Raw genomic sequence first — 26,998 nt, 5'->3', positions numbered from 1 at the left:
CCTTCGACGTCATATGGCGGGCGTCGTCTGGAAAGGAAACTAAGAAATGCTGATTTCCCAGCGGCCGGCTCTCGGCGAAGAGACGGTCAACGAGACCCGCTCCCGGTTCACCATCGAACCGCTGGAGCCCGGCTTCGGCTACACGCTCGGCAACTCGCTGCGGCGCACGCTGCTGTCGTCCATCCCGGGCGCGGCCGTGACGAGCATCCGCATCGACGGCGTGCTGCACGAATTCACCACCGTTCCCGGGGTGAAGGAAGACGTCACCGACATCATCCTGAACCTGAAGGAACTGGTCGTGTCCTCGGAAGAGGACGAGCCGGTCACCATGTACCTGCGCAAGCAGGGCCCCGGTGAGGTCACGGCTGCCGACATCGTGCCGCCCGCGGGCGTCACCGTGCACAACCCGGATCTGCACATCGCGTCGCTGAACGGCAAGGGCAAGCTCGAGATCGAGCTCGTCGTCGAGCGCGGCCGCGGTTACGTTCCGGCCCTGCAGAACAAGCAGGCGGGCGCGGAGATCGGCCGGATCCCGGTCGACTCGATCTACTCGCCGGTGCTGAAGGTGACCTACAAGGTCGAGGCCACCCGTGTCGAGCAGCGCACCGACTTCGACAAGCTGATCCTGGACGTCGAGACCAAGCCGTCGATCACCGCGCGCGACGCGGTGGCCTCGGCGGGCAAGACGCTGGTGGAGCTGTTCGGTCTCGCTCGCGAGCTGAACGTCGACGCCGAGGGCATCGAGATCGGCCCGTCGCCGCAGGAGGCGGACACCATCGCCGCCTACGCGATGCCGATCGAGGACCTGGACCTCACCGTCCGGTCGTACAACTGCCTGAAGCGCGAAGGCATCCACACCGTTGGCGAGCTGGTCTCGCGCAGCGAGGCGGACCTTCTCGACATCCGCAACTTCGGCGCCAAGTCGATCGACGAGGTCAAGCTGAAGCTCGTCGGCCTCGGCCTCGCGCTGAAGGACAGCCCGCCCGGGTTCGACCCGTCCGCGGCTGCCACCAGCTACGACGGCGAGGGCTGGTCGGAAGGTGTCGCCGGCATCGGCGGCGGGATTTCGGACGACGGCCACGACGATGGCCAGGACTACGCAGAGACCGAGCAGCTCTGAGGCCTCGTGCCCGGACGCTGTGAGCTGAACTAGGAGAAAGTCATGCCCACCCCTACCAAGGGAGCCCGGCTCGGCGGGTCTGCCGCGCACGAGCGGCTGATCCTGGCCAACCTGGCCACTCAGCTGTTCGAGCACGGCAAGATCACGACGACCGAGGCCAAGGCCAAGCGGGTCCGCCCGCTGGCCGAGAAGCTGATCACCAAGGCGAAGCGGGGCGACCTGCACAACCGTCGCCTGGTGCAGAAGGTCGTCCGGGACAAGGACGTCGTGCACAAGCTGTTCGCCGAGATCGGCCCGCACTTCGCTGAGCGCGCCGGCGGTTACACCCGCATCACCAAGACGATGCCGCGCAAGGGCGACAACGCCGCCATGGCCGTCATCGAACTGGTCGCGGAGAAGACCGTGACGTCCGAGGCCGAGCGGGCCCGCAAGACCAAGTTCGCCAAGGACGAGGTCGCCGCCGCTCCGGTCGCCGAGGAAGCCGCTGAGGCTCCCGCCGCGACCGAAGAGGCCCCGGCTGCCGAAGAGGCTCCGGCCGCTGACGAGGCCGCTGCCTCCGACGACGCCGACGCCAAGAAGGACTGAGTCCTGCCGGCACTGTCTACACCGGACGAGCCCGCCGCTCCCCACGGGGAGGGCGGGCTCGTTCGTCTGCGCTTGGACGTGAGCTACGACGGCACGGACTTCTCCGGCTGGGCCCGCCAGCCCGGCCGCCGCACCGTGCAGGCCGAACTGGAGCAGGCGCTGCAACGTCAGCCGCCGGGGGAGTCGGTGCCGAAGTCCGTGGTCGTCGCGGGCCGCACAGACGCCGGGGTGCACGCGACGGGCCAGGTCGTGCACGTCGACGTCGTCCCGTTCGCGCCCGGTGCGCCGGGCCGGATTCCCGTGGATGACCAGGGAATCCCAGACCTGACGCGCATGCGCGGCCGCTGGAACAAACTCTTGCCCGCCGATGCGCGGGTTCTGCAGGCGCGCGTGGCCCCGTCGGGTTTCGATGCCCGGTTCTCCGCGATCCGCCGGCACTACCGTTATCGCGTCTCAGACGCTCCGTGGGGCGTCGATCCGTTGCGCCGCAACGACACCCTGGCTTGGGGCCGTCCACTCTCGACAGAGCGGATGAACGCCGCTGCTCGGGAACTCCTTGGCCTGCAAGACTTCGCGGCATACTGCAAACAGCGCGAGGGCGGCACGACGATCCGCGAACTGCAGCGTCTGGAGTGGACTCGGATCGACGAGCACCTGCTGGAAGTCCAGGTGAGCGCGGACGCGTTCTGTCATTCGATGGTCCGCAGCCTGGTCGGTGTCTTGCTGCTCGTGGGGGACGGACGACGCGGAACCGATTGGCCCGGCGAGGTTTTGGCGAGCGGAACGCGGGACAGCGCGGTCGCCCCGGCACACGGACTGACGCTGACGGCGGTGGATTACCCGCCCGACGAGCTGCTGGCGGCGAGGGCGGAACAGACTCGGAACGTGCGGTCGTCGACCGAGCTTTAACGGTGCCGGAAAGCCGTGAGGGCCTCCTTGAAGGAATCAGATTCCCTCAAGGAGGCCCTCACGGACTGGAAGCTCAGTCGCCCCGGCGAACCGGCCCGAGCAACTGCTGTTCCTTCTGAGTCGTGACCAGCCGCAGCGGGCGCCACAGGTTTGTGCCCAGCGCCACGACCTGGTCGTCCTTCAGCGTGGTCAGCTGGCGCATCATCTGTGGCGGCAGCCGCCAGATCCGGGCCGCCAGCTCAGCCTGTCCGGCGGGGAGCCGCTGCATCAGGACGAGGTCCGCGGCGTTCGCCGTCGTGCCCGCCTGCGGGTGCAGGTACGGCAGCACGTACACCGTGGTCTGCCAGGGTGACCGGGGCGGGAACAGGTCCTGCGGGGTCGGTCCGCCGTCGGTCACGACGAGCAGCGGGGCGTCCTCGGACGGGCGCGGCAGTTCGACCGGCGACAACCGGCGGATCTGCACCAGCGGCGACGGGCGTCCGTCGCGGCTTCCGGCGGCCTGCTGCAGCACCTGCCACGCCGCGGGGCGTCCGGTGGCCACGACCACCCACGCACCCGTCGCCATGGCGCGCATCGCTACCTGGCGGGCCAGGTAGAGCCCGCCGACGAGCACGATGCGGGTCGGCTGCGAGCGCAGTGCGGAGACGGTCAGCGGTTCGCCCTTGAGGCCGGAGCCGAGGACGACGCCGCCGCGGTCGCCGGACGGGCTGATCGCGTCGAGCATGGCCGGGTCGACCGTGAACTCCGGGGCGATGCCGGGGTTTTGCCCGGCATCGCGGACTCGAGTGCTCATGCTGTGCCTCCGATCGGCAGCGTCGCGGAGAACGCCGAGATCTGCATGCCCTTCATCGGGGTCAGGTCGACGTCCAGCCGCTCCGCGATGCTCTGCAGCCGCTGGTCGGCGGCGTCCAGCTCGCGCGGGTTGCGGGCGCTCAGCCGCACCACGCCGCGCAGGCCGATGCGGCCCTCGTCCGCCGACGGCGAGATCGCCATGGCGACCGTCGCGGACAGTGCGCGCACGCTGGTCAGCCCGTTGAGGCTGCCGCTGATCTTGCCCTTGGGCCAGCCGGTGATCGCGTAGCTGGAGTGCCCGATACCGGCCGCGGTGACGCCGGTCCAGCTTTCCTGCAGGCTGACCTTCTCGTTCGAACCGGCGACCGCGGTGAGTTCAGCCGCCGAGATGCTGGCGCGCAGCAGCTCGTCCGGGTCCAGCGGCCGGGTCGGCACGCCCTGGGACTCCAGCGCGTTGCGCACCCGCGACAGCGCACCGATCATCGCGCGGTGCGCGCCGACGACGCCGCCGCCGCGTTCCCGGATCGCCTCCGGGCAGCGCCGCGGGTCGAGCCGGACCGCGATCCACGTGGTCCGCCGGGCGGCCGCGGGCAGCGGGCCGAGCACCTCGAGATACGAGCTGAGCGCCGGGGCGTCCGCGGGCATCGCGGCCGAACCCGGGTAGCTGTGCCAGATCATCTGGATGGAGTCCAGCAGCACGCCGCGGTCTTCCAGGCACGGCGCGAGCGCGGACAGCGGAAGGCTGGGCGCGCCGCCTGCCTGGGAGATCATCGCCGGCATCGGCTCGACGAGCAGGACCGCGGTCCACGTCCCGTCGTTCCAGGCGATGCCGACCTCCTGCCGTTCGTGGTCGACGGCGTGCGCCACCACGAGGTCCGGCACGGCCAGCCGCAGCAGGCTGACGCGCGCGTCCTCCGGGCCGGTGACCGCGCTTTCCTCGGCGAGTTCCTCGATGCTGGTCGGCGGCGGAGGGGTCGCCACACGGCCGTGCGAGCGGAACCGGTACCGCAGCGTCAGCGCGAGCCACTGGGTGAACCAGCGCCCGCCCACGCGCAGGAAGGCGAGGATCAGGCCGAGCGCCGCGACGCCGATCGCGACGTACTTGAGCTGCATGTTGATCGCCAGCAGCACAAGTCCGATCGCGACGCCGACTTCCAGCACGACCAGGTTGACCACCGGCAGCGGGCCGAGCGAGATGCCGCCGGAGCGCCGCCGCGAGGGCGGGGCCATCCGGAGCGCGGTCGCGGTGCCGCCGCCCGTCGGCGCGGGTTCGCTGTTTTCCGGGCCGCCGCCACTGGGGCCGCCGGGCCCGCCTGGGCCGCCAGGTCCGCCGGGGCCACCGCCGCCGGGACCACCCGGACCGCCGGGGCCACCGCCGCCAGGTCCGCCCGGGCCTCCGGGGCCGCCAGGTCCGCCGGGACCACCAGGACCACCGGGACCGCCAGGGCGCGGGCCGTTAGGACCGCCGCCGCCAGGACGTCCCGTCCGAGGGCCGGTGGGACCGCCAGGCCCGCCGGGGCCGCCCGGACCGCCGGGCTTGGGTCCGCCAGGACCAGGCTTGGGCCCGCCGGGACCACCGGGTCCGCCAGGCTTGGGCCCGCCCGGACCAGGAGCGCCAGGAGCGCCGGGAACCCCGGGCTTGGGAACGCCGGGCCCGGGAGTGACCGGTCCGCCGGGGCGTCCGGGTCCACCAGGCCCGCCGGGACCGCCCGGGACGCCGGGAGGGGGAGTGCGCGGGGGCATTCCGGGTCCGCCGGGAGCAGCGCCGGGTCCGCCGGTTCTTCCGGGCCGCTGCGGCGGACCCGGGGGACGTCCCCCGGGAGGCGGTGGCGGTCCCTGCGGACCAGGCGGACGTGGAGGCGTGCTGACGGACATCCGCGCGTTCTCTTCCCCTCGTGAGTGCTGCGTACCCGGAAAGCCGGTCCCGGGATGCCTGACCCTAACCGGAGTTGGTAGAAACCCCACACCAGACGGTCCCCGTACGGCTATCCTGCGGAACCGTACCGCGACGGGGAGGACTGTAGGTCGAGAATGCCATCAACACCCACGACTAAGTCTCAGGTTCAGGCATACAAGTTCGTCCTGCGCCGGATGCAGTCCGCGCTGGTCCGCCGTGACGCGGTGATGTTGCACGACCCGATGCGCTCCCACGGGCGCGCGACCGCGGTCGGCGTGATCCTCGGCGTGCTGGGCGCCGTCGTCTTCGTGCTGTGGGGCCTGTTGAGCCCCGCGCCGTCGGTGCCCGCGTCGGACAACATCGTGATCGGCGAGCAGTCCGGCACCGTGTATGTCGTCACGGGGAATCCGGCGCGGCTGATCCCGACGTTCAACCTCGCGTCGGCGCGGCTGATCCTCATGGCGCAGAAGCAGCAGGGCGCGCAGGGGCAGCAGGGCGGCGGCCAAGGCGGCCAGCAGGCGGCGGAGGTGAAGAACCCGACCGTCGTCTCGGATGAACAGTTGAAGAACATGCCGCGCGAGAAGCTCACCGGCATCCCGGACGGCCCGCAGCTGCTCCCGTCGATGGACCAGCGGACCACCCCCAACTGGGCGGTGTGCGACGAGGTCGTGCTCGACCAGTCGTTGCCGCAGCCGGACTCGGTCAACAAGACCAACACCGACGTGATCGCCGGCATCGACAAGCTCGGCACTGAGCTGCAGGAGAACCAGGCGCTGCTCGGCGACACGGGCAACGGCAAGACCTACCTCATCTACCGGCTGGCCGCGACGCAGAGCCACCCGAACGCGAACACCGTGCGCGCCGAGGTGCCGTCCGGCAGCGCCGACCCGGTGCGGGCCGCGCTCCATCTGCCGACGAAGGCGCGCAAGGTGTCGCAGGCTCTCCTCAACGCGATCCCCGAGGTCACCAAGCTGGTTCCGCCGCTGGTGGCGGGCGAGGGCACGGCGCCGTCGAGCAACTTCGACGGGCTGACCGTCGGCAGCGTCTTCTCGACCCAGCCCTCCGGCGGTGCGCTGGAGTTCTGGCTCATCGCCAAGAGCGGCATCCAGAAGGTGTCGCCCGCCGTCGCGGACATCGTGCGCACGGCCAAGAGCGGCGGTTCGGCCATCACGCCGACCCTGACCCTCGACAAGATCAACAACGTCAAGGTGCTGCAGAACGGCGACCCGGACTACGTGGACGTCGACACCTACCCGAAGGTCGTCCCGACCGTCCTCGACGCCGTGCCGAACCCGGTGGCGTGCCTCGGCTGGTCGCTCAACGCCGGGGGCACCCAGGCGCACACCTCGGTCTACATCAACAAGCAGGTCCCGGTCGAGAAGAACGCCGACGGCAGCTCGAAGATCATCAGCGTCAGCAACACCGGCCCGAACGGCGTGCCGATCACCGGCTTCTACATGCCGACCGGCTACGGCGCGGTGGTGCAGTCGGCCACCGAATCGGAGAAGACCTTCGGCAAGGGCCCGATCCAGCTGATCTCCGACCGCGGCATCCGCTACGGCGTCCCGGACGCGGCGACCGCGGACGGGCTGGGGCTGAACAACCGGCTGCCCGCGCCGGAGTCGATCATCGGGCTCCTGCCGACCGGTGCGTCGCTGAACGTGCAGAACGTGATGAAGCAGTTCGACTCGGTGCCGATCGACCCGAACGCCGGCTCGTACAAGCAGCAGGCGGCCGGACAGCAGCAACCTGCCGGGAACTGACGGCGGGTTCCGTCCGTCACACTCGGACATAGCCGGGTGAGCGGAGGGTTGAACGTGGCAGCGCCGGGAAGCAGTCCGGGAACGAGCGCCGTGCGGATCGACGGCGCGGTCGTCGGCGGCTACGCGGCGAAAGTCGCGCGGGCGGCCGATGAACTGGAGGCCGCCGCGGGCGAGGTGGGCACGAGAGCGACCACCGTCGAGGCGTACGGCGAGGTGGCCGGGCAGCTGGGCGTGCCGGAGTCGTACGCACAGGCCTCGCAGGCGTTGCGCGGCCAGCTCACCGCCGGGGTGGCCGCGCTGCGGTCGGTCACCGCGGCGCTGGAGCAGCTCACCACCGGCCACGCCGAGCGGGACGCCGACGCGGCCGAGCGGATCGAGCGCGCCGGGAGGATCTCGTGACGGAGCCGTCTCTGGCGTACGTGACCGAGCTCGCCCGCGAGCTGGGCGTGACCGATCCGGTCGCCGCGTACTACCGGCCGCTCACCGGCCGCTGGGAGGAACTGGACGCGGAGGCCGAGAGCCTGCGCGCCGCGGCCCGCACGGCGGCAAGGGTGTCCACGGACCTCGCGGACGATCTCGGCCGGATCGACGCGTCGTGGTCCGGTCCCGACGCGGACGCGTTTGTCGCCTACCTGGGTGAAATCCGCGCCGCGAGCGAGGGTGCGGAGGACGCGCTCGACGCGCTCGCGGACTCGATCGACCAGCTCACCGAATCGCTGCGCAAGATCACCGGCGCGGCGGAGGAGGTGCTGGTTGACGCGGCGGATCTGCTGTCCGAATCGGCGATGCTGCCCAAGGGCGGCGCTTCCCGGGCGCGGTCGCAGATGCGGGAGACCGAGCAGTCGCTGAAGTCCCTGCACGAGGCCGCGGAGGACGTCCTGCGCGAGTTCGGCCGGTTGTGCGCCGGAGTGGACGCGCCTGCCGGGAGCCCGTCGAGCATCGAACCGCGGCACCACTATCCGGCGCAGCAGTTCCGGCTGCACGACGCCGACGCGCCCGCGGGAACGGCCCCGACCGCCGCCGGAGAGTCCACAGTGGCCTCTTCAGCGTCCTCTTCGGACGATTCGGTGAGCCCGTCCGCCGCGGAGAATCCCCATCAGGGCAAGGAAACCGCCGCCGACCCGCGGCTGGAGCAGGGCCAGGCGGGCCTCCCGCCGGTCGAGCCGGTCGCCCCGGCCCCGCAGCCCGCGTCGGCGAACCAGGGTTCGGGCATGTCGATGATGCCGATGATGGGCTTCGCCGGAATGGGTGGCGGCGGCAGTTCGCAGCACAAGCCGCGGCAGCGCACAGCGGCGAAGACGTCGGAGATCTTCGGCGAGCCCGCGCAGGTGACTCCGCCGGTGATCGGCCAGGACCCGCCCGCGCGGCGGCCGGAGAAGGACGGTAAGCCGCCGAAACCCGGAAAGTGACCTAGGAGGCCGCTCGCCGCGACATCCGCGGCGAGCGGCCTTTTCCGTGTCCGGAACCGAGTCGCTTCTGGCAGCAAAAGCAAAAAGGGCCGCTCCCCGCTGCGATCGCGGAGAAGCGGCCCTTTTTCTGATGCCTACTTTGTCGGCGGCGACGACCTGGAGCGGTTCCGCCGGATCGTGTGCACCACGAACAGTGTGATCAGCAGCGCCGCCACCCCGCCGCCGGTGCCGGCGAGCGCGACGATCATCGGGGTCGAGCTGATCCCGTCGGCGGGCGGCAGTTTGGCCTCTTGCACCACCGGCTTCGGCAGCGCGAGGTTGCCGGTGTCGCCCGGCAGATTCGCAGTGAGCGCGGCCACTGGGTCGATCACGCCGTAGCCGACGAAGTTGTCGCGCCCGCCAGGAGCGGCCGGGTGCTGCGCGGTCGCCTTGAGCCGCTTCACCACGTCGCGTGCCTTCATGTCCGGGAACATCGAGCGGACTAGCGCGGCCACGCCCGCCACGTACGGGGCGGCGAAGCTGGTGCCCTGGATCGGCGACGGGTTGCCGTTCGCGATGGTGAGGTTCGCGAGCCCGGTCGAATGCTCCGCCGGGTCGAGCGACACGATCTTGGTGCCCGGCGCGGCGACGCCGACCCACGGGCCGTGCACGCTGAACGGCGCGACGCCGCCGTCTTCCTGGATGGCCCCGACGGACAGCACGTCGTCGGCGAACCACGGCGGGGTGACGATCGACTTCGGCTTGTTCGGGTCGGCCTGGTCGTTCTGCGGGCAGTTTTCCGAGACGTTGCCCGCGGCCGCGATGACCACGATGTTGCTGTCGGCCGCGTAGCGCACCGCGGCCTGGACCTGGCGCTCGCCGGTCTGGATGTCGCCCGGCGCGGTGCCGGCGCGGCAGTGGTCGACCGACATGTTGATCACGCCGGCGCTGTGGGTGTCGGCGATGCTGCGGATGATCTGCGCGAGCGTGTTCAGCGTGCCCGCGGTGCCTTGCTTCGCCAGATCCCGGTTGTCGCCCTTGTTGTCCTGCTGAGGCGCGGTGCCGCTGCCGCTGCCGGTGCCGCCGCCCGAGGACGGGGGCAGCTGGCTGTTGCTGCTGCCCGCCGGGGGCTGCTGGCTCTCGCCGCCCGAGGGCGGTGCGCCGGTCCCGCCGGACGGGGGAGCCGAGGGCTGCTGCGGGCTGTCGTCCTTGGCGTAGTTCTCGCTCAGCTGCCGGTAGGACACGATGTGCGCGTCCGGGGCCACGCCGATGAAGCCGACCTGCGGATCCTGCGGATTGCCCGCGATGATCCCGGCGACCTCGGTTCCGTGGCCGTCACAGTCCTGCAGCCCCGGCTGCGCTCCGTTGTCCGGGGTGGCGACGTAGTCCCCGCCGCTCTCCACCCGGCCCTGGAACCACGGATGCGGCGTGACGCCGGTGTCGATCACCGCGACCTTCTGGTTGCCGCCGACCGATCCGGTCGCCGCGCGGACGATCTGCTGCGCCCGGTCCAGCTGCAGGTAGTCCTGGCCCCACGGGCGGAAGTTGATCTTGACGTCCTGCCCGAGACTGCGCTGGACGCATTCGTTCTTCTTCTTGTACGTGGTGTCCGGGTGGCCGGTGGCCGCGGGCGGCGCGTCGCCAGGGCCCAGCGGCGGCGGGGTGGCCCAGGTGCCCGCGGGCGCGTCCGCCGTCTGCGCCGACGCCGGAGCGGCGGCGAACGGCGACATCAGCCCGAGGCCGGCGGCGAACAACGCCACCCCGGTCCGGCCGGGAAGGCCGAGCCTGCGGGGGAAGGAACGTCGGGAGCCCATCGCGCGGCTCACTTGAGGTTGAGGTGGCGCAGCGTCGAGTAGAGGTCCATCACGCCGAGGGCGAGCGGCAGCACCACGGCGATGCAGATCGCCTCGATGATTTCCACGGTGCGCCGCAGCGGCGGCGAGAAGCGCTGGTCCGGGAAGATCACGCCGACCACGAGAGCGGCCGCGGCGATCAGGATCAGCGCGCCGAAGACGTACAGCAGCCGCTGCTCCGCGGTGGCGGAGAAGAACAGCCAGCCGAGCAGGATGCCCGCCGCGGCGACCATGCCGGTGGTGAGCAGCGCGATGGCCTGCGCGCCGTTGGCGTAGGCGCGGGCGCGCAGCAGCAGGACCAGCGTGGCGATGATGCCGAGGATGATGCCGAAGGCGTTCGGCGCGGTGGCCGCGAGGACCGCCGCGACGGCCGTGGTCGCGCCGCAGCCGATCATCAGGCCGGTCATGTAGTCGTGCGCGACCGCGGTGCGCTGCTCGATCGCCTTGTAGTCCGGGAAGCCGGAGTCTTCCTTGAGTTCCTCGGCGGTGCTCGGCACGTACGGCAGCGGCAGCTTGGCGAGCCAGATGGTGGCGCGCGGCAGGAACGAGATGCAGCCCAGCGCGACGGCGACCGTGCCCGCCGCGACCGCCGCGGTGTCGGCGCTGGTCACGAGGGTCGCGACGAGGAAGGCGAGCGCGCCGAACACGCCCGCGGTGGCGGTGGCGATGAAGACCCGGATGCCCGCGCCGACGACGAGGATGCAGACCGCCGAGACGATCAGCACCAGCACCGCGCCGAGCAGCAGGTTCGCCCGGACCGACAGGCCGGGCACGATGTAGAACCCGCTCACGAAAGCCAGCGGGAGGCCGCCCGCGGAGGCGATCAGCACGCCGGTGGCCTCGGCCTGGTAGGCCTTGGTGAGCGTGGCGCCGATCGCGACGCAGGCGATCGCGCCGAGACCGCCCGCGATCGCCGGGCCGAGCGCGGAACCGCCGTAGAGGGAACCGCTGAAGAACAGGGCCAGCGCGGAGAAGAACAGGGCGAGCCCGCCCGCGGTGTGGCCGAACCGGCGCGCGGTTTCCTTCGTCCACGGACGGAAGGTGTCCGGGTCGGCCTCCGCGATGGCGTCGACCACGTCGTCGTACATCGGCGGCGGCGGGTTCTCGTTGCGCTTGCGCAGCTGCAGCAGCTCGCCGTCGACCACGCCGAGGGACGCGAGCGTCCGGCTCGGGTCGAGCGGGGCGTCGCCGAGCTTGGCCAGCGCCCAGCCGCCGTGCCGGGCCCCGCCGTCCGGAGTGACCTCCTTGGCCATCTCCAGAAGCATGGGCAGCAGGTCGGCCACCGCCACGTCGGCCGGAAGCGCGACGTCGATGCGTGTCGTCGGTGCGACCACCGTGACCCTGCTGAATACCGTCGTGCCCGTTGCCACTAGATCCCCCGCTCTGAAGAGTCAGCTCCCGGGGGAACTTATACCGAACCTGGTGACAGGTTTCAGCGCGTCTCCGCAAATCATCGGCGAAAGTACCCGTCCAGGCCTGGTTGGGCCATACCGACCAGCGGGTTCGTCCGCCTGGTCCGATAACTGTCGGTGGCGGTCCTTACACTCGGGCGCACTGGGAGGACGGGTCCCGCCGGGGCCCGAGGAGGGGGTGTGAGATGCCGATCCTGGAGTTGGCCGGATTTCCGGGACGACGTTCGATAGGTTGTCCCGCGCACCCGGGTGCAGGCGTCGAGCAGGAATAGAGGGGTCCTTCGAGATGAGCACGCTGCAGTTCAAGAAGTCGCCGCGGCTGGCCGCGCCGCGCCCGCCCGGCGGCGAGGTGCATCTCGAGCCGCCGCCCGAGGTGCCCCGGACGATCCCGGGAAGCATCGTCGCCAAGGCGATTCCGGGCGTGATGATCTTCGCGTCGCTCGGGATGATGGTTTTCATGTTCACGGCGGGCGGTGCGAAAAACCCGACCACGATCATGATGAGCGGCATGATGCTGATGGGCACCGTCGGCATGCTCGCGGGCGGCGGCGGCAAGGGCGGCGGCCAGAAGAAGGCCGAGATGGACGAGGACCGCAAGGATTACCTGCGGTATCTCGGCCAGATGCGCGACCGCGCCCGCGAGGCGATGGTCGACCAGCGCGCCGCGCTCGAATGGGTGCACCCGGACCCGCAGTCGCTGTGGTCGCTCGCGGCCAGCCGCCGGATGTGGGAGCGCAGGCAGAACGACCAGGACTTCCTGCACCTGCGCGTCGGCCGGAGCTCGCACCGCCTCGCCACCCGGCTGGTCCCGCCCCAGACCGGCCCGGTGGACGAACTGGAGCCGATCGCCACCCTCGCGCTGCGCCGGTTCGTGCGCGCGCACTCGATCGTGCCGGACCTGCCCACCCAGATCACCCTCCGCGGGTTCGCGGCGGTCAGCATGCAGGGCGAACGGCACCGCACCCGCGCGCTGACCCGCGCGATGCTGGCCCAGCTGGTCGCTTTCCACAGCCCGGACGACGTCATGATCGCGGTCGCCACCGCGGGCCGGGCGAAGGAAGAGTGGGAGTGGGCGAAGTGGCTCCCGCACGCCCAGCACCCCACGCTGTCCGACGGCATCGGCCAGCTGCGCATGATGGCGGGCTCGCTCAAGCAGATCGAAGACTGGCTGGACGAGGAGCTGCGCGACCGGCAGCGGTTCTCCCGCAACGCGACGCCCGCGCCGGACCAGCCGCACGTCGTGATCATCATCGACGACGCCGAGGTCACCCGCGAGGAGCAGATCATCCTCGAGGAGGGCCTGGTCGGCGTCACCCTGGTCGACCTTTCCGACTCGATCGGCAACCTCGCCGCCCGGCGCGGCCTGCGGCTCGTGGTCGAGGAGGAGCGGCTCGGCGCGCGCAGCGCGGGCGGGGTCGAGTGGTTCGGCCGTCCGGACAGCCTCAGCGTGGTCGAGGTCGAGGCGCTGGCCCGGCTCATCGCGCCGTACCGCGTCGGCGGGGGCGGCGGAGCGGATGTCAGCGAGGAAGAGCCGCTGCTGTCCAACCCGTCGCTGCTGGAACTGCTCGGCATCCCGGGCGACCCGATGACGTTCGACGTCCAGCAGGCGTGGCGGCCCCGGCCGATCCGCGACCGTTACCGCGTCCCGTTCGGCGTCGGCGAGTACGGCCAGCCGGTGGAACTGGACATCAAGGAAGCCGCGGCCGAGGGCATGGGCCCGCACGGCCTGTGCATCGGGGCGACCGGTTCCGGTAAGTCGGAGTTCCTTCGCACCCTGGTGCTGGGCATGCTCGCCACGCACTCGTCGAGCACGCTGAACTTCGTCCTCGTCGACTTCAAGGGTGGCGCGACGTTCCTGGGCCTGGACAAGGCCCCGCACGTGTCCGCGGTCATCACCAACCTCGCGGACGAGGTCACGCTGGTCGACCGCATGAAGGACGCGCTGGCGGGCGAGATGAACCGCCGCCAGGAAGCGCTGAAGAACGGCGGCAACTTCAAGAACGTCTGGGAGTACGAGAAGGCCCGTGAGAACGGCGCCGACCTCGACCCGCTGCCCGCGCTGTTCATCGTCTGTGACGAGTTCTCCGAACTGCTGGCGGCGAAGCCGGACTTCATCGACCTGTTCGTCGCCATCGGCCGGCTGGGCCGGTCGCTGCAGATGCACATGCTTCTCGCGTCGCAGCGGCTGGAAGAGGGCAAGCTGCGCGGTCTCGACTCGCACCTGTCCTACCGGATCGGCCTGAAGACGTTCTCCGCGGCGGAATCCCGCGCGGCGATCGGCGTGCCGGACGCGTTCGAACTGCCGTCGGTCCCCGGTGGCGGTTACCTGAAGTACGACACCTCGACCCTGGTGCGGTTCAAGGCTTCCTACGTCTCGGGCCCGTACCGGCCCGCGGGCATCAAGGCGGCCGGCCCGGCCGCGACGGTGGTGCGCGCGGACAAGCGGCCGCAGCTGTTCGTACCGGACTTCGTGGAACTGCCGAAGGAACCCGAGCCGGAACCGGTCGTCGAGGAAGAGGCTCCGAAACAGCAAGAGTCCGAAGAGGCCGTCGAGCCCAGCGAACTGGACGTCATCGTCAGCCGCCTGGTCGGGCAGGGCCCGCCGGCGCACGAGGTGTGGCTGCCGCCGTTGAACGAGCCGAACTCGCTCGACACGATGCTGCCGAACCTCAACCCCACCGACGACCGCGGTCTTTCCCCGGTCGGGTTCTTCGGCAACGGCAGGCTGCAGGTGCCGATGGGCATCGTCGACCGGCCGTACGAGCAGCGGCGCGACCTGCTGTGGGCGGACTTCTCCGGTGCGCAGGGCCACGGCGTCATCGCGGGCGGCCCGCAGTCGGGCAAGTCGACCATGCTCCGGACGCTGATCATGTCGATGGCGCTCACCCACACCCCCGAGGAAGCGCAGTTCTACTGCCTCGACCTCGGTGGCGGTACCCTCGCCGGCCTCGCGGACCTTCCGCACGTCGGCGGGGTCGCGGTGGCCCGGCGCGAGCCGGACAAGGCGCGCCGGATCGTGGCCGAGCTGACCACGCTGCTGACCGAGCGCGAAGGCCGGTTCGGCGCGCTGGGCGTCGACTCGATGACGGAGTTCCGCAACCGGAAGCGCCGCGGCGAGATCACGCCGGAGCAGGACGCGTTCGGCGACGCGTTCCTGATCGTGGACAACTGGCGGGCGCTGCGCGACGACTTCGAGGAGCTCGAGACGTCGATCACCCGGCTGGCCACGCAGGGTCTCGCCTACGGCGTCCACGTGATCATCTCGGCGAACCGGTGGGCCGACCTCCGGCCCGCGATCAAGGACATGCTCGGCACCCGGTTCGAGCTGCGCCTCGGTGACCCGACGGAGTCCGAAATGGACCGCCGGATCGCGGTCAACGTCCCGGCCGGGCGGCCGGGACGCGGGCTCACCCGCGACAAGCTGCACCTGCTCACCGGCCTGCCGCGGATCGACGGGTCGAGCGACCCGGAGACGGTCGCGGCGGGCGTCGCGGACGCGGTCGCGAAGATCCGCGGCGCGTGGCGCGGCCGGGTGGCTCCGCAGGTGCGCCTGCTGCCGGAGATGATCACCTACGAAGAGGTCCTGCGGATCGACCAGAAGCGGGACACGAAGCTCGTCCCGATCGGTGTCAACGAGGAAGACCTGCAGCCGATCTACCTGGACTTCGACGCGGACCCGCACTTCTTCGCGTTCGCCGACGGCGAGTCCGGCAAGACGAACCTGCTGCGGCAGATCGCGCGCGGCATCACCGAGCGCTACACGCCGCAGGAGGCCGTGATCCTGCTGGTCGACTACCGGCGCACGATGCTCGGGTTCCTCGAGGGCGATTCGCTGCTCGGCTACGCCGTTTCGTCGGCGCAGCTGGACAGCATGGTCCAGGACGTGCACGGGTCGATGACGCGGCGGCTGCCGGGTCCGGACGTCACCCAGGAGCAGCTGAAGACCCGGTCCTGGTGGACCGGTCCGGAGCTGTTCGTCCTGGTCGACGACTACGACCTGGTGGCGACGCAGTCCACCAACCCGCTCAAGCCGCTGTCGGAGTTCCTCGCCCAGGCGAAGGACGTCGGCCTGCACTTGATCGTGGTCCGGCGCACCGGTGGTGCGTCGCGGGCGGCGTACGACCCGGTCATCGGCAAGCTCAAGGAGCTCGCGGCCACCGGCATGGTGATGAACGGTTCCCGCGACGAGGGCAACCTGATCGGCAACATCCGGCCGAGCGCCATGCCGCCGGGCCGGGGCAACATGCTGAGCCGCAAGAACGGGAAGCAGCTCGTGCAGGTGTCGTGGATCCAGCCCGACTGACCGACCGGGGAGCCGTCGCGGTTGACGGAAGGGGTGCCCGGTGACGGTGCGGGTCGCGGTCGACTTCGGGACCTCGAGCACCTGTGTCGTCGTGTCGGTCAACGGCCGCGAGCCGCAGGTCGTGGTGATCGACGGGCAGCCGCTGATGTCCTCTGCGGTGTACGCGGCGTCCGACGGCACCCTGTTCGTCGGCCAGGAGGCCGAGCGGCAGGCGGCCGTCGACCCGTCGCGGTACGAGCCGAACCCGAAGCGGCGGATCGACGAGGGCGATCTGCTGCTCGGCGATTCGGTGCTGCGGGTCATCGACGTCGTGCACGCGGTGCTGGACCGGGCGGTCGCCGAGGCGCGGCGCGTCGCGGGCGACGTCGAGGTGGACCTGCTGGTGCTCACCCACCCGGCGGACTGGGGCGCGATCCGCACCCGGCTGCTGCGCCAGGCCGCGGGCAGGCTGGCGCGCGAGGTGGCGCTGGTGCCGGAACCGGTGGCCGCGGCGGTGTACCACGCGGCCACCTTCGCCCCGGAGGCTTCGCCGGGCGGCCGGACGGTCGAGTTCTCCGGCCGTCCTGGCGACGCGCTGGCGGTGCTCGACCTCGGCGGCGGCACAGTCGACGTCAGCGTCGTCCAGCGGTCGCCGGAGGCCGCGCGCGCGGCTCGGGTGCCGGGTGCGCCGCCGCAGCGGGGCGGGTTCCAGGTGCTGGCCACGCGAGGCGATCCGAGCTTCGGCGGGGCGGACATCGACCAGGCGTTGCTGGAGCACGTCGGGTCGCTGGTGTCCGGCACGGATCCGCAGGCGTGGCAGCAGCTCGTCGAAGGCCGCGAGCTGGCTGAGCGCCGGCGGCGCCGGGTGCTGCGCCAGGACGTCCGTGGCGCGAAAGAAACGTTGTCGCGGCACACGTACACCGATGTGCCGTTGCCGCCGCCGTTCGCGGACGCGCACGTGACGCGGGTGGACCTGGAACGGCTGATCGCGGCTCCGCTCGGCCGGGTGGTCGAGCTGACCAGCGCCGCGATCGCGGACTCCGGCCTGCGTCCCAAACAGCTCGCGGCGATCTTCCTCGTCGGCGGTTCGAGCCGGATCCCGATGATTTCCCGGCTCGTGCACGAGCGCACCGGCGTGGTGCCGACGAGTCTGGACCAGCCCGAGACGGTCGTGGCACGCGGCGCGCTCCGGGCCGTGCTGCTGGAACCGGATCGCACCGGCGTGCTGCCCGGTTCGTCGATCCCGGGGCACTCCGAGCACCGCACCGAGATCGTCCGGGGAGACGCGCCGATCCGCCGCGGTCCGCCGCCGGCGCCGAACGCACTGAACGCGCCGCCGCGGAGCGCTCCGGCGCAGCCGTTGCCGCCGCGCGGGTTCTCGCCCGCAGATCCGGCCAGGGGACCGCAAAGCGCGCCGTTCGGCGTCGCGGCACCCGCCGGTCCGAGTCCATTGCAGACTGGACCGGGCAAGAACTCGTTGGGACAGAACAGTTCCGCGAACGGCGGGTTCACCGCTCCCGGCGCGGACGCCGTGGGCGACTCCGGCGGAAAGGCGAAGAAACGCCGTCGGCTGTGGTTGATCACCGCGGCGGTGGCGGTCGTGGCGCTGATCGCGGGCGGAGTCGTCTACTTCGTCAGCAGCGGAGACAGCTCCGATCAAGGCCGTTCGTTCTCCCAGTACGACTTCAGCCTCGTCGCGCCCAACGACTGGATCCAGACCACCGACGAGGTCGCCGACCGGCAGGTCATCCTGCACCCGCAGGACGCCGCCAAGGGCAACGATCTCGTGCTCGCGCAGGAGTTCGTGATGGACTACGACGCGACGGCCGACCGGCAGAAACTCGTCGACGCCTTGCGGTCCGGGGTCAGCGGAAACGCGAACTACACTGCGTTCCAGCCTGATCTGACTTACGGTGGCCGGAACGTGATCGGCTACGTCGAGAGCAAACCGGAACGGATTACCGTCCGCTGGTATGTGCTCGTGCAGGGCCGGATCCGCGTGCACGTCGGCTGCCAGTACCAATCACCCGCGGTGCAGCAGCGCGTCGACGCCGCGTGCGAGCAAGTGGTGCGCACGCTGAAGATCACCAGCTGAAGGAGCATCTGTGGCCTCCGAACCGGAATCCGCGCCGGCGGCCTTCACCCGAGCCGGACAGGACGCCGTCACCTTCTCGCGCCGCGTCGCGGGCACCGCGCTCGCGCGCAGCGAACGGCACCGCAATGAGAACCGGGAATTGCTGAAGGAGTTCGGCAGGCGGCGGCTTTCCGGCGCCGCGGAACCCGCGCCGTCCGCGTTGCGCGGGGCCGCCCGCCGGTTCCGTGCGGCCCGCGGATTGCCGATGCCGGCCGAGCCCGTCGCGCCTGAGCCGGTTCCCCTTCGTCCGGAGATTCCGCCCGAACAGACACGGACGAGTGAAGAGGACGAGGACTTTTCGCAGTCGCGAATCATGAGCCGGGACTCCTGAAAGTTTCCGGGAACCGGCTGTGCGTGTGCTAACCACGCTGGTGGACAAGGTTTTTTCGGGGTCGCCGGCACGCCGTTCACCCGCCCGTTGCCGACCGGTTCCCTGATGGCGCGTTCACGCAAGCAACTACTTGCGAAGAAGTCGCGACAAGTGTGAACCGAACTGGCAATGTCTTCGTCGTAGGTGCAGTGCCGGAAACACCAGCCGGCGCGCACAACCACTGACGAAGGGGGTAGCTCCCATGGCTGCTGGCGGTTTCACTGGGGATCCGAAGGAATTCACCGCGGCGGAAGGGCGCGTCGTCGACGCGACCAGCCGGATGAACAAGAACCTGAGCGACCTGCGCTCCAACATCGAAGCGACCCGCGCGGGCTGGGAAGGCGACGCCCAGCGTGCCTTCGACAACGTCATGCGCCGCTTTGACGACTGCGGTCGCGGCCTGAACGACGCGCTGCACCGCATCGGTGAGCTGCTCCAGGAAGCGGGATCCACCTACGCCAAGAGCGAAGCGGCTCAGCACGAGCACATCAACTCGCTCAACAAGGGCTTCGGCGTTCTCGGCTGATCCAGTTCTTTTCCGTTCCAGATTCGCCTTCATCTTTCATTCTTTCTTCTGACAGGAGTTCGACATGCCTGACGGCCGCATTGTTGTTGATCCGGGTACCATCCACCGCGCCGCTGAGGACTGCACCGCCACCGGCGGCGAGCTGCGCACCCTCTTCGACAACCTGCAGAGCGACCTCGCTCCGCTGACCAACAGCTGGACCGGTGAAGCGAAGGACCAGTACCACCAGGCCCAGAACGAGTGGAACCAGAAGTTCGAGGAGTTCGGTCAGCTTCTCGCGCAGATCGCCGCTGTGCTGCCGCAGATCGCGGACGGCTACACGGCGACGGACCGCTCGGTGCAGAACCTGTTCTGAGCCAAGCTCCGAAACCACGGCGGGCCAGGCACCTTCGGGTGTCGGCCCGCCGTTTTCGTTTTCGGGAAAGGCTTTCGCCGGGGGGGGCGATGGAATATTCTGCCCGCCGTCGAGTGCGCTGCCCCGGCTGAAAGCTCCGGTTCCGGTACGACTCTCGCCGCTCAGTGTGGTGCGCCGACGGAATATTCTGGCTTGTCATTGAGCACGCGCACGGTGACCTTCTTCGGCTGTCCGCCGACCTGCACCGTGCAGTCGAAAGTGGTGCCGTTCTCGATCGTTTGTCCCGAGGGGCAGGCGACGTTCTTCACGTCCGGCTCGCCGTAGCTCTCGTTGAGAACTCGGGAAACACCTTCCTGCAACGACTTCTGGTCAAGGGTGTCCCCGCGGAACACTCCGGTCGCCCACGCGATCCCGCCCGCCGCGGCGAGCACCACGACGACCGCTCCGGCGATCAGGAACGGTTTCTTCGACCGCGGTTTTCCCGGCTTGGCAGCGGAAAACGCGCCGAGCCCGCCGTATTCGGACGGCTGGAACCCGCCGCCGTAAGGGTTTCCTCCCGGCGGTTGCTGCGCCGGGGTCGGCTGGCTCTGCGGCTGACCGTAGGGCGGATAACCCTGCTGCGGATACTGCGCCGGTGGGTACTGCCCCTGCGGAAACTGTTGCTGCGCCGGAGGTTGCGCCCACTGCCCTTGCTGGCCCGAACTGTCCACTCCGGACGGATAACCCGGCTGCGGCGGCGCGTTCGTCCCCGGCTGCCACCACTGCGGCTGCCCCTGCGGGTACTGGTCGGGAGGCTGGGTCATCAGTGCTCACCTCGGAGATCGATCGGCGGAAGGGCGCGCATCAGCGACCCTGCAGTTCGCCGAGCCTGCGGTAGAAGTCCTGTTTGGCCGCGTCGTCCGCGAGGACGGTGACCTGCGAGGCGTCCGGCACCGTCGGCAGGTCCGAGGAGGTGGCCTCTCCGGTGAACTTGAACTCGTAGCGCAGTTCGACCTTGTGCCCGTCGCCCTCGAACTTGGCTCCCATGGTGAACGCGGCGAGCGAGCCGTCCGGCTTGAGCGTGATCGTGCTCGGCACGACGGCCTTGCGCAGTTCCGGCCCGACCTGGTTGAGCACCTTGTCCGGGAGCAGTTCGACGCGCCGGTCGAGGAAGATCGGGAACGGCACGTTCACGGTCAGCTGCTCGGTGCCGTCCGCGGAGCTCTTGGCACCGCGCAGCGCTTTCTTGTCCGCCTTGTACGCGCTGTCGACCGCGTCGCCCATCTTGCACGCGATCTGCACCCCGCCCCACGCGCACGGCTGGACGAGTCCGGCCTCCGGCTTGGGCATCGACACCCACGGCGTCGGCGCGAGCGTTTTGTAGGCCGGGCCGAGGTAGAGGTATTCGACGGCGCCGTCGGCCGGGGTGAACGAGTCGAGGAACTCGTTGGGGTTCTTCTGCGACCGGTTGTGCACGATCCGGCTCTCCGGGCTGCCGGTGCGCGCGGAGGTGACGATGTTGTGCAGGTACTTGTCGTCGAACTTGAAGTACCGGTCCGCGGAGTTGGTCACATTGCGCGGCTCGACGATCGTGTCCGCGAGCTTCGACATGGCCTTCTCGAACTTCGCGCCGACGTACGCGGCGGCCTGGTCGCCGTCGGGCAGCGCGGTGCCGGCGCGGGCCTGCCCGCACGCGGTCGCGAGAGCCAGCACGGCGGCGACGGCTCCCGCTGTCCGTGCGGCTCGGATCGTCCTCGCTCGTGTCTTCAACTGCTGTCCCCAGGGGCTCGTCGTGCTCGCGCGTCCGCGCGTCGGAATCGTCTCATCCTGGTTCGACCCGCGCGGCGGCGTGGTGGTTCCGGGAACCGGTCGGGTACGCTGTGACCGGCCGACGAGGCGCCTTCGCACCCCCGCTGCACAAGAGGCGGGACCACAGGGGTATCTTCATATGTCGTTGTGCGTTGCGGCGCGTCAGCGCTCGGCCCGCACATTACCCACACGCAATGACGACGAGGTAGACCCTTGCCCACGTACAGCCCCAAGCCCGGCGACGTCACTCGTGCCTGGCACGTGATCGACGCCGAGGATGTCGTGCTCGGACGGCTCGCGACCGAGGTCGCCACGCTGCTGCGCGGCAAGCACAAGCCGACCTACGCCCCGCACGTGGACACCGGTGACTTCGTCATCATCGTCAACGCCGAGAAGGTCGCTCTCACCGGTAACAAGCGCGAGCAGAAGTTCGCGTACCGGCACAGCGGTTACCCCGGCGGTCTGCGGAAGCGCTCCTTCGGCGAGCTGCTCGACACCAAGCCTGAGCACCTCGTTGAGAAGGTGGTCAAGGGCATGCTGCCGAAGAACAAGCTCGGCCGCGCCATGGCCAAGAAGCTGAAGGTGTACGCCGGCCCGCAGCACCCGCACGCCGCGCAGCAGCCGCAGGCGCGCGAGATCACCAAGATCGCGCAGGTCGCGCAGTGAGTGAGGAACAGTTGACCAGCACCGAGACCGAGGTCGTCGCTTCGACCGAGACCCCCGCCGAGGCCGTGGCGACCAGCGAGTCCGCCGCCGCCCCGCGCCCGTCGCGTGCCGCCGGTGGCAACGCGCAGACGGTCGGCCGCCGCAAGGAGGCCGTGGTCCGCGTCCGCGTCGTGCCGGGTACCGGTGAGTTCAAGCTCAACGGCAAGTCGCTCGAGCAGTACTTCCCGAACAAGGTGCACCAGCAGCTCATCAAGGAGCCGCTCGTCACCGTCGAGAAGCCGGACTCCTTCGACATCTTCGCCAACCTCAAGGGCGGCGGGATCTCGGGCCAGGCGGGCGCGCTGCGTCTCGCCATCGCCCGTGCGCTGGTCGAGGTCGACGCCGACGACCGCCCGGCCCTGAAGAAGGCCGGCTTCCTGACCCGTGACGCGCGCGCCACGGAGCGGAAGAAGTACGGCCTCAAGAAGGCCCGCAAGGCCCCGCAGTACTCCAAGCGCTGATTTTCGCGCCTGGCGCAACCCCGGAAGCGCCCATCCGTCCATCGGATGGGCGCTTCCGGCGTTTTCCGGGCTGGTTGATGCGTTTTCCGCCGCCGGCACGACTGTCTTGGGGTAGGGCAGGGGATCACCCCTGCCGGGTCCGGCGCTAGGTTTGTCGAGGCCCGGCGCGCCCCGAGGCCGGTGAATCAAGGGACAAGGAGGTCGAGATGGCTCGACTGTTCGGCACCGACGGGGTACGCGGTCTGGCCAATGCCGACCTGTCCCCGGAGCTGGCCCTGTCGGTCGCGGCGAGCGCCGCCCGAGTGCTGGCGGCGCACGACCGTTCGCACCGTCCGGTGGCCGTGGTCGGCCGCGACCCGCGCGCCAGCGGCGAGATGCTGGAGGCCGCCGTGGTGGCGGGCCTCGCGTCGGCCGGTGCGGACGTCCTGCGGCTCGGCGTGCTGCCGACGCCCGCCGTCGCGTACCTCGTCGGTGCGCTGGAGGCGGACCTCGGCGTGATGATCTCCGCCTCGCACAACCCCATGCCGGACAACGGCATCAAGCTCTTCGCCGCCGGCGGGCACAAACTGCCGGACAGCATCGAGGACGAGATCGAATCCGGCCTCGACGCGACCGGCGTCACCCGCCCGACCGGCGACGGGGTCGGCCGCGTCACCGACGTCCCGGACGCGCTCGACAAGTACATCGAGCACCTGGTCGCCGCGACGCCGCATCCGCTGGCCGGCCTGAAGGTCGTGGTGGACTGCGCGAACGGCGCGTCGTCCGCGGCCGCCCCGGAGGCGTACCGCCGGGCAGGCGCCGAGGTCGTGGCCCTGCACGCGGAGCCGGACGGCATCAACATCAACGACAGCTGTGGCTCAAACCACCCTGACCTGCTGCGCGCGGCAGTCGTCGAACACGGCGCCGACCTCGGCATCGGCCACGACGGAGACGCCGACCGCTGCGTGGCCGTCGACGCCGCGGGCGAACTGGTGGACGGCGACCAGATCATGGCCGTCCTGGCGCTGGCGCTGGCCGAAGAGGGCGCGCTGGTGAAGGACACCCTGGTCGCGACCGTGATGAGCAACCTCGGCCTGCACCTGGCGATGAAGGCGCACGGCATCACGGTCGTCACGACCGCGGTGGGTGACCGCTACGTGCTGGAGGAACTGCGCGCCTCGGGCCTGGCCCTCGGTGGCGAACAGTCCGGCCACGTGGTCCTCCCCGCCCACGCCACCACCGGCGACGGCCTCCTGACCGCGATGCGCCTGATGGCCCGGATGGCCGCGACGGGCAAGCCGCTCGCCGAACTGGCCGCGGTGATGAACCGGCTGCCGCAGGTCCTGGTCAACGTCCCGGTCGCGGACAAAGCGGCAGTGGCTGGATCCGCTGAAGTCCGCGACGCGGTCGGCGAGGTGGAAGCGGAACTCGGCGAGGAGGGACGGGTTCTGCTGCGCCCGTCGGGAACCGAACAGCTGGTGCGGGTCATGGTCGAAGCCCCGGCTCACGCCACGGCCCAGGCCGCGGCGGACCGGCTGGCTGGGGTCGTGTCCGCGGTCTCCTGACCGAACTGCCCGAATCGCTGCGCCCCTCGTCACTCTCCGGGTACATTCCGTAGACGAGTGTCCGGCACCGCCGACGGCTTCCGTGCGTCCAAGGTCCGGAAGAACTCGGCAGTCGAGGAGGGGCGAGCGTGGGGAACCGACAGAACGTCGATCCGCAGATGCTGGAAACGGCGGGCGGATTTGTCCGGGACGCGGCGAAGGACCGTCTGCAGACGACGCTGCCCGCGTTGAAGCAGATGCAGATCACCGAGGCGGACTTCGGGCGCAAGCACCACGGCTCGTTCCAGCTGTACAAGACCGGCATCGAAGCGGTCGGCAAATGCGTCGACAGCTACGTGAAGGCGTCTGAGGACTTCGGGAACAACCTCGGGTCGGCGAGCAAGAAGTACACCGCCAACGAGGCGAGCAGCTCGGACTCCATCACGAAGAGCGGCAAACGCTGATGGCCGAGCGCAACGGGACTATCCCGTCCTTCCAAGAGTTCCAGCAGTTGATGAACGACCCCAGCGTTCCCGATAACACCAAACGGGGTCTGGCGCTTCGCTACTTCGACTACGTCGAGGACGAAGAAGAAGAGGGCGACGCGCAGAGTTACGGCTTCCAAGGGGACGAGGACCGCAACCACTGGCGGGACTTCTACAAGAAACGGTTCAACATCTCCGAAGGGGATATGGACTGGGAGACGTCGAGCGCCGGCGACGTCGACAAGTGGTACAGCATGGCGAAGGGCGACGCCGACAAAGGCGCGAAGGCGGCGCAGGACAAGCAGCAGCAGGCGGTCGACGGCGACAAGCAGAAGCTGAAGGACCAGGGGGCCAAGAACACTGACACCGACCCGGGTGTCGCGAACTCCAACGAGATCCTCGACCTCGGCGTCTCGGGTCTGCAGCCGTTCCGGAACCTGCTGCCGCTCTACAACCGCGCCCGCGGTCTCGTCGCGCAGAATCTGCCGGAGCACCCGTTCCAGCCGCACGTCGGCGACCCGTTCGACGAGCAGCGGGACATCCCGTTCGACAAGTTCAAGGCCGCTGCCAAGGAATTGACGGACGTCAACGCGTCCATTGTGGACGCCGCGGCCGACCAGGACAATCGGATGGCGACCGTGTTCGCCAACTGGTCGGGCAACGCGCGGGATTCGGCTCAGCAGTCCTGGAAGGGGATCACCGACGGCACCAAGGCCGTCGAGCAGACCCTGAAGGACGGGGCGGGCCTGATCGACCGCAGCATCGCCTCGATCGCGAAGCTGATCCGGGCGAAATGCCAGTGGCTGCAGGAGTACTACATCACCGAGTACCCCACCAAGGGGCAGTTCTCGCCCGGCGACATCGATCGGTTGATCCGGGTCGCCGAGATGGGCCGCAACGCGAGCGACGACGACTTCAAGCACTTCGTCCGGTTCATGCCCGAAGACTTGAAGAACACCGTCAACGGAGACAAGTGCGACCTCGGCGACGACACCAAGGACGCCGGGCAGGAGTGGGCCAAGAAGTGGCTCGCCGGGTTCTGCGGGTTCATGGACAAGCACGTCACGAACTGGCAGCAGGTCTGCGAGCACACGCGCACGAGCGTCGACCAGGTGTGGAACGAGCTGGGCGCTTCGCTGGGCAAGGCTCGCGAGGATCTGTTCACCACGTCGTCGAAGCCCGCTGACCAGGGCGGCGGCAAGCAGTCCGACGGGGGCGGCCAGCAGACCGCGCCGTCGTCCTCCGGCGGCGGCGGCAAGGACTCGGGAATGCCGAGCACCGGCGGCTCCGGGCCGACCCCGGCCGCGGCGCAGCCGCCCAAGATGCCGGAGACTCCGCAGACCCAGCCGCAGTCGGCGGAGGGGCTCAACCCGGTCACTCACCAGCCGCTCGAGGTCGATCCGAAGACCGGGCAGCCGTATCCGATCGACCCGAAGACGGGCGCGGCGCTCAAGCCCGAAGAGCCCGAGACGATGACCGTCGAGCACGACGGGCACAAGATCTCCATGTCCGAACCCGGCAAGGACGGGCACATGGGGATCAGCGTCGACGACGGCACGGGCAAGCAGAAGACCTACGACCTCGACTTCGGCGACCAGGCAAAGCCGGACGCGACGCAGCCGCCGGGGACTCCGGTGCCCGGGCAGCAGCACCCGGACCCGGCGACCGGGTTCGGACCGCAGGGCCACGACGGTGCGCAAAGCCACGACGGTGCGCAAGGGACCGGCCAGGGCCACGACGGAACCCCGGGCCAGGACGCCGCGAAGAACCAGGACGGCGCGCAGAAGTACCAGCCGGGTCCGGACGGCAAGATCCACATCCAGGACGGCAAGCTGTCGATCGTGGCCGAACGGCCGTCTGGAGCCGACGGCCCGACGGTCGTGACGATCGACGACGGCTCGGGCCATCCCACGAAGTACACCCTCGGTGACGACGGTGCGCTCAACCCCAGCGGCCACACCGCCGGCGGTGGAGCCGCGGTCGGCGGGCAGGCCACGCCGGGCGGACCGACGCCTCCCGGAACGCCGGTGCCGGACGCAGCGGCAGCAGCGGGCCAGCCGGTCGCCGCTGCCGCGAACCAGGCTGTCCCGGACCAGGTCGCCGCGCAGGGCCACCAAGTCGTTCCCGAGCAGCCCGCCGCGCAGAGCCACCAGGCTGCTCCTGACCAGCCCGCTGCGCAGGAGCACCGGATCGTCCCGGGCCAGCCGCCGTCGCACGAACTGCCGGTGACTCACGAGCCAGCGAGCGCGCCCGCCGCGGCGGCGTCGGGACCGGACGAGTCGACTACCGCCCAATCGGTGCTCGACCCGTTCTCCTCCGACCCCGGCATCGGCACCGTTCCGCACGACGGCCTCGGCGACACCGCCGACCCGATGGCCGCTTCGGCAGGCGACGCTCCGCCGACCGACACCTCGCAGCTCGGTACCGCGCCGGTGCACCACGACGCGACCGGTTCCGGCACTCCGGCCATGATGGGCGGGGGCATGATGGGCGGGCTCGGCAACGCGCCGGGCGGCGGGCAGGAGCAGGAACGTTCGTCGAGCGCGTACCGGGTCGACGGCGGTCTTTTCGGTTCGCAGTCCAACTCGAACCGGATCAGCGGGTCGTTGCTCGACGACGATCAGCCTGGCCGTTAGGACGGGGGAGGACG

The 26,998-nt window shown here is 70.2% G+C and carries 22 protein-coding genes; 16 read left to right on the top strand and 6 right to left on the bottom strand.

Features of this window, described 5'->3' with window-relative positions:
• Positions 1–46: 46 nt before the first annotated feature.
• From EIZ44_RS25085 to truA, 3 genes are all read left to right on the top strand, one after another.
• On the top strand, positions 47–1,120 hold the full coding sequence (locus tag EIZ44_RS25085; protein ID WP_009072342.1) for a DNA-directed RNA polymerase subunit alpha: 1,074 nt from the start codon (positions 47–49) through the stop codon (positions 1,118–1,120).
• 42 nt (positions 1,121–1,162) lie between these two features.
• Complete coding sequence (gene rplQ / locus EIZ44_RS25080; protein WP_037816255.1) at positions 1,163–1,705, top strand: 50S ribosomal protein L17; 543 nt, start codon at positions 1,163–1,165, stop codon at positions 1,703–1,705.
• A gap of 72 nt (positions 1,706–1,777) precedes the next feature.
• Entirely contained in the window at positions 1,778–2,614 is an 837-nt protein-coding gene (gene truA, locus EIZ44_RS25075; protein ID WP_134663744.1) for a tRNA pseudouridine(38-40) synthase TruA, read from the top strand.
• Positions 2,615–2,687: 73 nt separating this feature from the next.
• On the opposite strand, the gene EIZ44_RS25070 is transcribed toward truA, so the two are convergent.
• Together EIZ44_RS25070 and eccE are read right to left on the bottom strand one after the other, a co-directional pair.
• Complete coding sequence (locus EIZ44_RS25070) at positions 2,688–3,407, bottom strand: hypothetical protein (RefSeq protein WP_037816254.1); 720 nt, start codon at positions 3,405–3,407, stop codon at positions 2,688–2,690.
• Positions 3,404–4,636 (bottom strand): type VII secretion protein EccE, encoded by a 1,233-nt coding sequence (eccE, locus tag EIZ44_RS25065; RefSeq protein WP_037816253.1) that lies wholly within the window; start codon positions 4,634–4,636, stop codon positions 3,404–3,406. The genes EIZ44_RS25070 and eccE overlap by 4 nt, the downstream gene beginning before the upstream one ends.
• An 801-nt stretch (positions 4,637–5,437) precedes the next feature.
• Between eccE and eccB the strand changes: the two genes are divergently transcribed.
• Genes eccB through EIZ44_RS25045 form a run of 3 tightly spaced genes read left to right on the top strand, consistent with a single transcriptional unit; the run spans position 5,438 to position 8,475 of the window.
• Positions 5,438–7,066 carry a type VII secretion protein EccB gene (gene eccB, locus EIZ44_RS25055; RefSeq protein ID WP_078870591.1) on the top strand — a complete coding sequence of 543 codons (1,629 nt, stop codon included), beginning with the start codon at positions 5,438–5,440 and terminating at the stop codon, positions 7,064–7,066.
• 54 nt (positions 7,067–7,120) lie between these two features.
• Positions 7,121–7,465 (top strand): hypothetical protein, encoded by a 345-nt coding sequence (locus EIZ44_RS25050; RefSeq protein WP_240691402.1) that lies wholly within the window; start codon positions 7,121–7,123, stop codon positions 7,463–7,465.
• Complete coding sequence (locus EIZ44_RS25045; RefSeq protein ID WP_134731521.1) at positions 7,462–8,475, top strand: WXG100 family type VII secretion target; 1,014 nt, start codon at positions 7,462–7,464, stop codon at positions 8,473–8,475. Before EIZ44_RS25050 ends, EIZ44_RS25045 begins: the two co-directional genes overlap by 4 nt.
• A 134-nt stretch (positions 8,476–8,609) precedes the next feature.
• On the opposite strand, the gene EIZ44_RS25040 is transcribed toward EIZ44_RS25045, so the two are convergent.
• Positions 8,610–10,268: a S8 family serine peptidase gene (locus tag EIZ44_RS25040; protein WP_134731519.1), complete on the bottom strand. Its 1,659-nt coding sequence runs from the start codon at positions 10,266–10,268 to the stop codon at positions 8,610–8,612.
• Between the two features lie 8 nt (positions 10,269–10,276).
• On the bottom strand, positions 10,277–11,677 hold the full coding sequence (eccD, locus tag EIZ44_RS25035) for a type VII secretion integral membrane protein EccD (RefSeq protein WP_037816249.1): 1,401 nt from the start codon (positions 11,675–11,677) through the stop codon (positions 10,277–10,279).
• Positions 11,678–12,005: 328 nt separating this feature from the next.
• On the opposite strand from eccD, the gene EIZ44_RS25030 reads away from it, so the two are divergent.
• The 5 genes from EIZ44_RS25030 (at position 12,006) to EIZ44_RS25010 (ending at position 19,386) form a co-directional block, all read left to right on the top strand.
• Positions 12,006–16,022, top strand: coding sequence for a type VII secretion protein EccC (locus EIZ44_RS25030; RefSeq protein WP_037816248.1), 4,017 nt, complete (start codon positions 12,006–12,008; stop codon positions 16,020–16,022).
• A gap of 40 nt (positions 16,023–16,062) precedes the next feature.
• Complete coding sequence (locus EIZ44_RS25025; RefSeq protein ID WP_134731516.1) at positions 16,063–18,096, top strand: type VII secretion-associated protein; 2,034 nt, start codon at positions 16,063–16,065, stop codon at positions 18,094–18,096.
• Between the two features lie 10 nt (positions 18,097–18,106).
• Complete coding sequence (locus EIZ44_RS25020; protein WP_037816246.1) at positions 18,107–18,466, top strand: hypothetical protein; 360 nt, start codon at positions 18,107–18,109, stop codon at positions 18,464–18,466.
• Positions 18,467–18,707: 241 nt separating this feature from the next.
• Positions 18,708–19,031, top strand: coding sequence for a WXG100 family type VII secretion target (locus EIZ44_RS25015; RefSeq protein ID WP_009072357.1), 324 nt, complete (start codon positions 18,708–18,710; stop codon positions 19,029–19,031).
• A gap of 64 nt (positions 19,032–19,095) precedes the next feature.
• Positions 19,096–19,386: a WXG100 family type VII secretion target gene (locus EIZ44_RS25010; RefSeq protein WP_037816245.1), complete on the top strand. Its 291-nt coding sequence runs from the start codon at positions 19,096–19,098 to the stop codon at positions 19,384–19,386.
• Between the two features lie 161 nt (positions 19,387–19,547).
• On the opposite strand, the gene EIZ44_RS25005 is transcribed toward EIZ44_RS25010, so the two are convergent.
• Complete coding sequence (locus tag EIZ44_RS25005; RefSeq protein WP_134731514.1) at positions 19,548–20,189, bottom strand: DUF4333 domain-containing protein; 642 nt, start codon at positions 20,187–20,189, stop codon at positions 19,548–19,550.
• Positions 20,190–20,229: 40 nt separating this feature from the next.
• On the bottom strand, positions 20,230–21,078 hold the full coding sequence (locus EIZ44_RS25000; protein WP_093572674.1) for a hypothetical protein: 849 nt from the start codon (positions 21,076–21,078) through the stop codon (positions 20,230–20,232).
• A gap of 309 nt (positions 21,079–21,387) precedes the next feature.
• Here EIZ44_RS25000 and rplM point away from each other — a divergent pair, with 309 nt between their 5' ends.
• From rplM to EIZ44_RS24975, 5 genes are all read left to right on the top strand, one after another.
• A complete protein-coding gene (rplM, locus tag EIZ44_RS24995) occupies positions 21,388–21,840 on the top strand; it encodes a 50S ribosomal protein L13 (protein WP_009072361.1) in 453 nt (150 codons plus the stop codon).
• Between the two features lie 11 nt (positions 21,841–21,851).
• Positions 21,852–22,340 carry a 30S ribosomal protein S9 gene (rpsI, locus tag EIZ44_RS24990; protein ID WP_037816243.1) on the top strand — a complete coding sequence of 163 codons (489 nt, stop codon included), beginning with the start codon at positions 21,852–21,854 and terminating at the stop codon, positions 22,338–22,340.
• 206 nt (positions 22,341–22,546) lie between these two features.
• Complete coding sequence (gene glmM / locus EIZ44_RS24985; RefSeq protein ID WP_037816242.1) at positions 22,547–23,884, top strand: phosphoglucosamine mutase; 1,338 nt, start codon at positions 22,547–22,549, stop codon at positions 23,882–23,884.
• A gap of 128 nt (positions 23,885–24,012) precedes the next feature.
• Positions 24,013–24,327, top strand: coding sequence for a hypothetical protein (locus EIZ44_RS24980; RefSeq protein WP_235146890.1), 315 nt, complete (start codon positions 24,013–24,015; stop codon positions 24,325–24,327).
• Positions 24,327–26,984 carry a WXG100 family type VII secretion target gene (locus tag EIZ44_RS24975; RefSeq protein WP_134731512.1) on the top strand — a complete coding sequence of 886 codons (2,658 nt, stop codon included), beginning with the start codon at positions 24,327–24,329 and terminating at the stop codon, positions 26,982–26,984. The genes EIZ44_RS24980 and EIZ44_RS24975 overlap by 1 nt, the downstream gene beginning before the upstream one ends.
• The last annotated feature ends 14 nt before the right edge of the window (positions 26,985–26,998 follow it).

It is taken from the genome of Amycolatopsis nivea, from assembly GCF_004522235.1.
GTDB classification, from domain to species: Bacteria; Actinomycetota; Actinomycetes; order Mycobacteriales; family Pseudonocardiaceae; genus Amycolatopsis; species Amycolatopsis nivea.
This window is presented reverse-complemented; position numbering and strand designations above follow the sequence as displayed.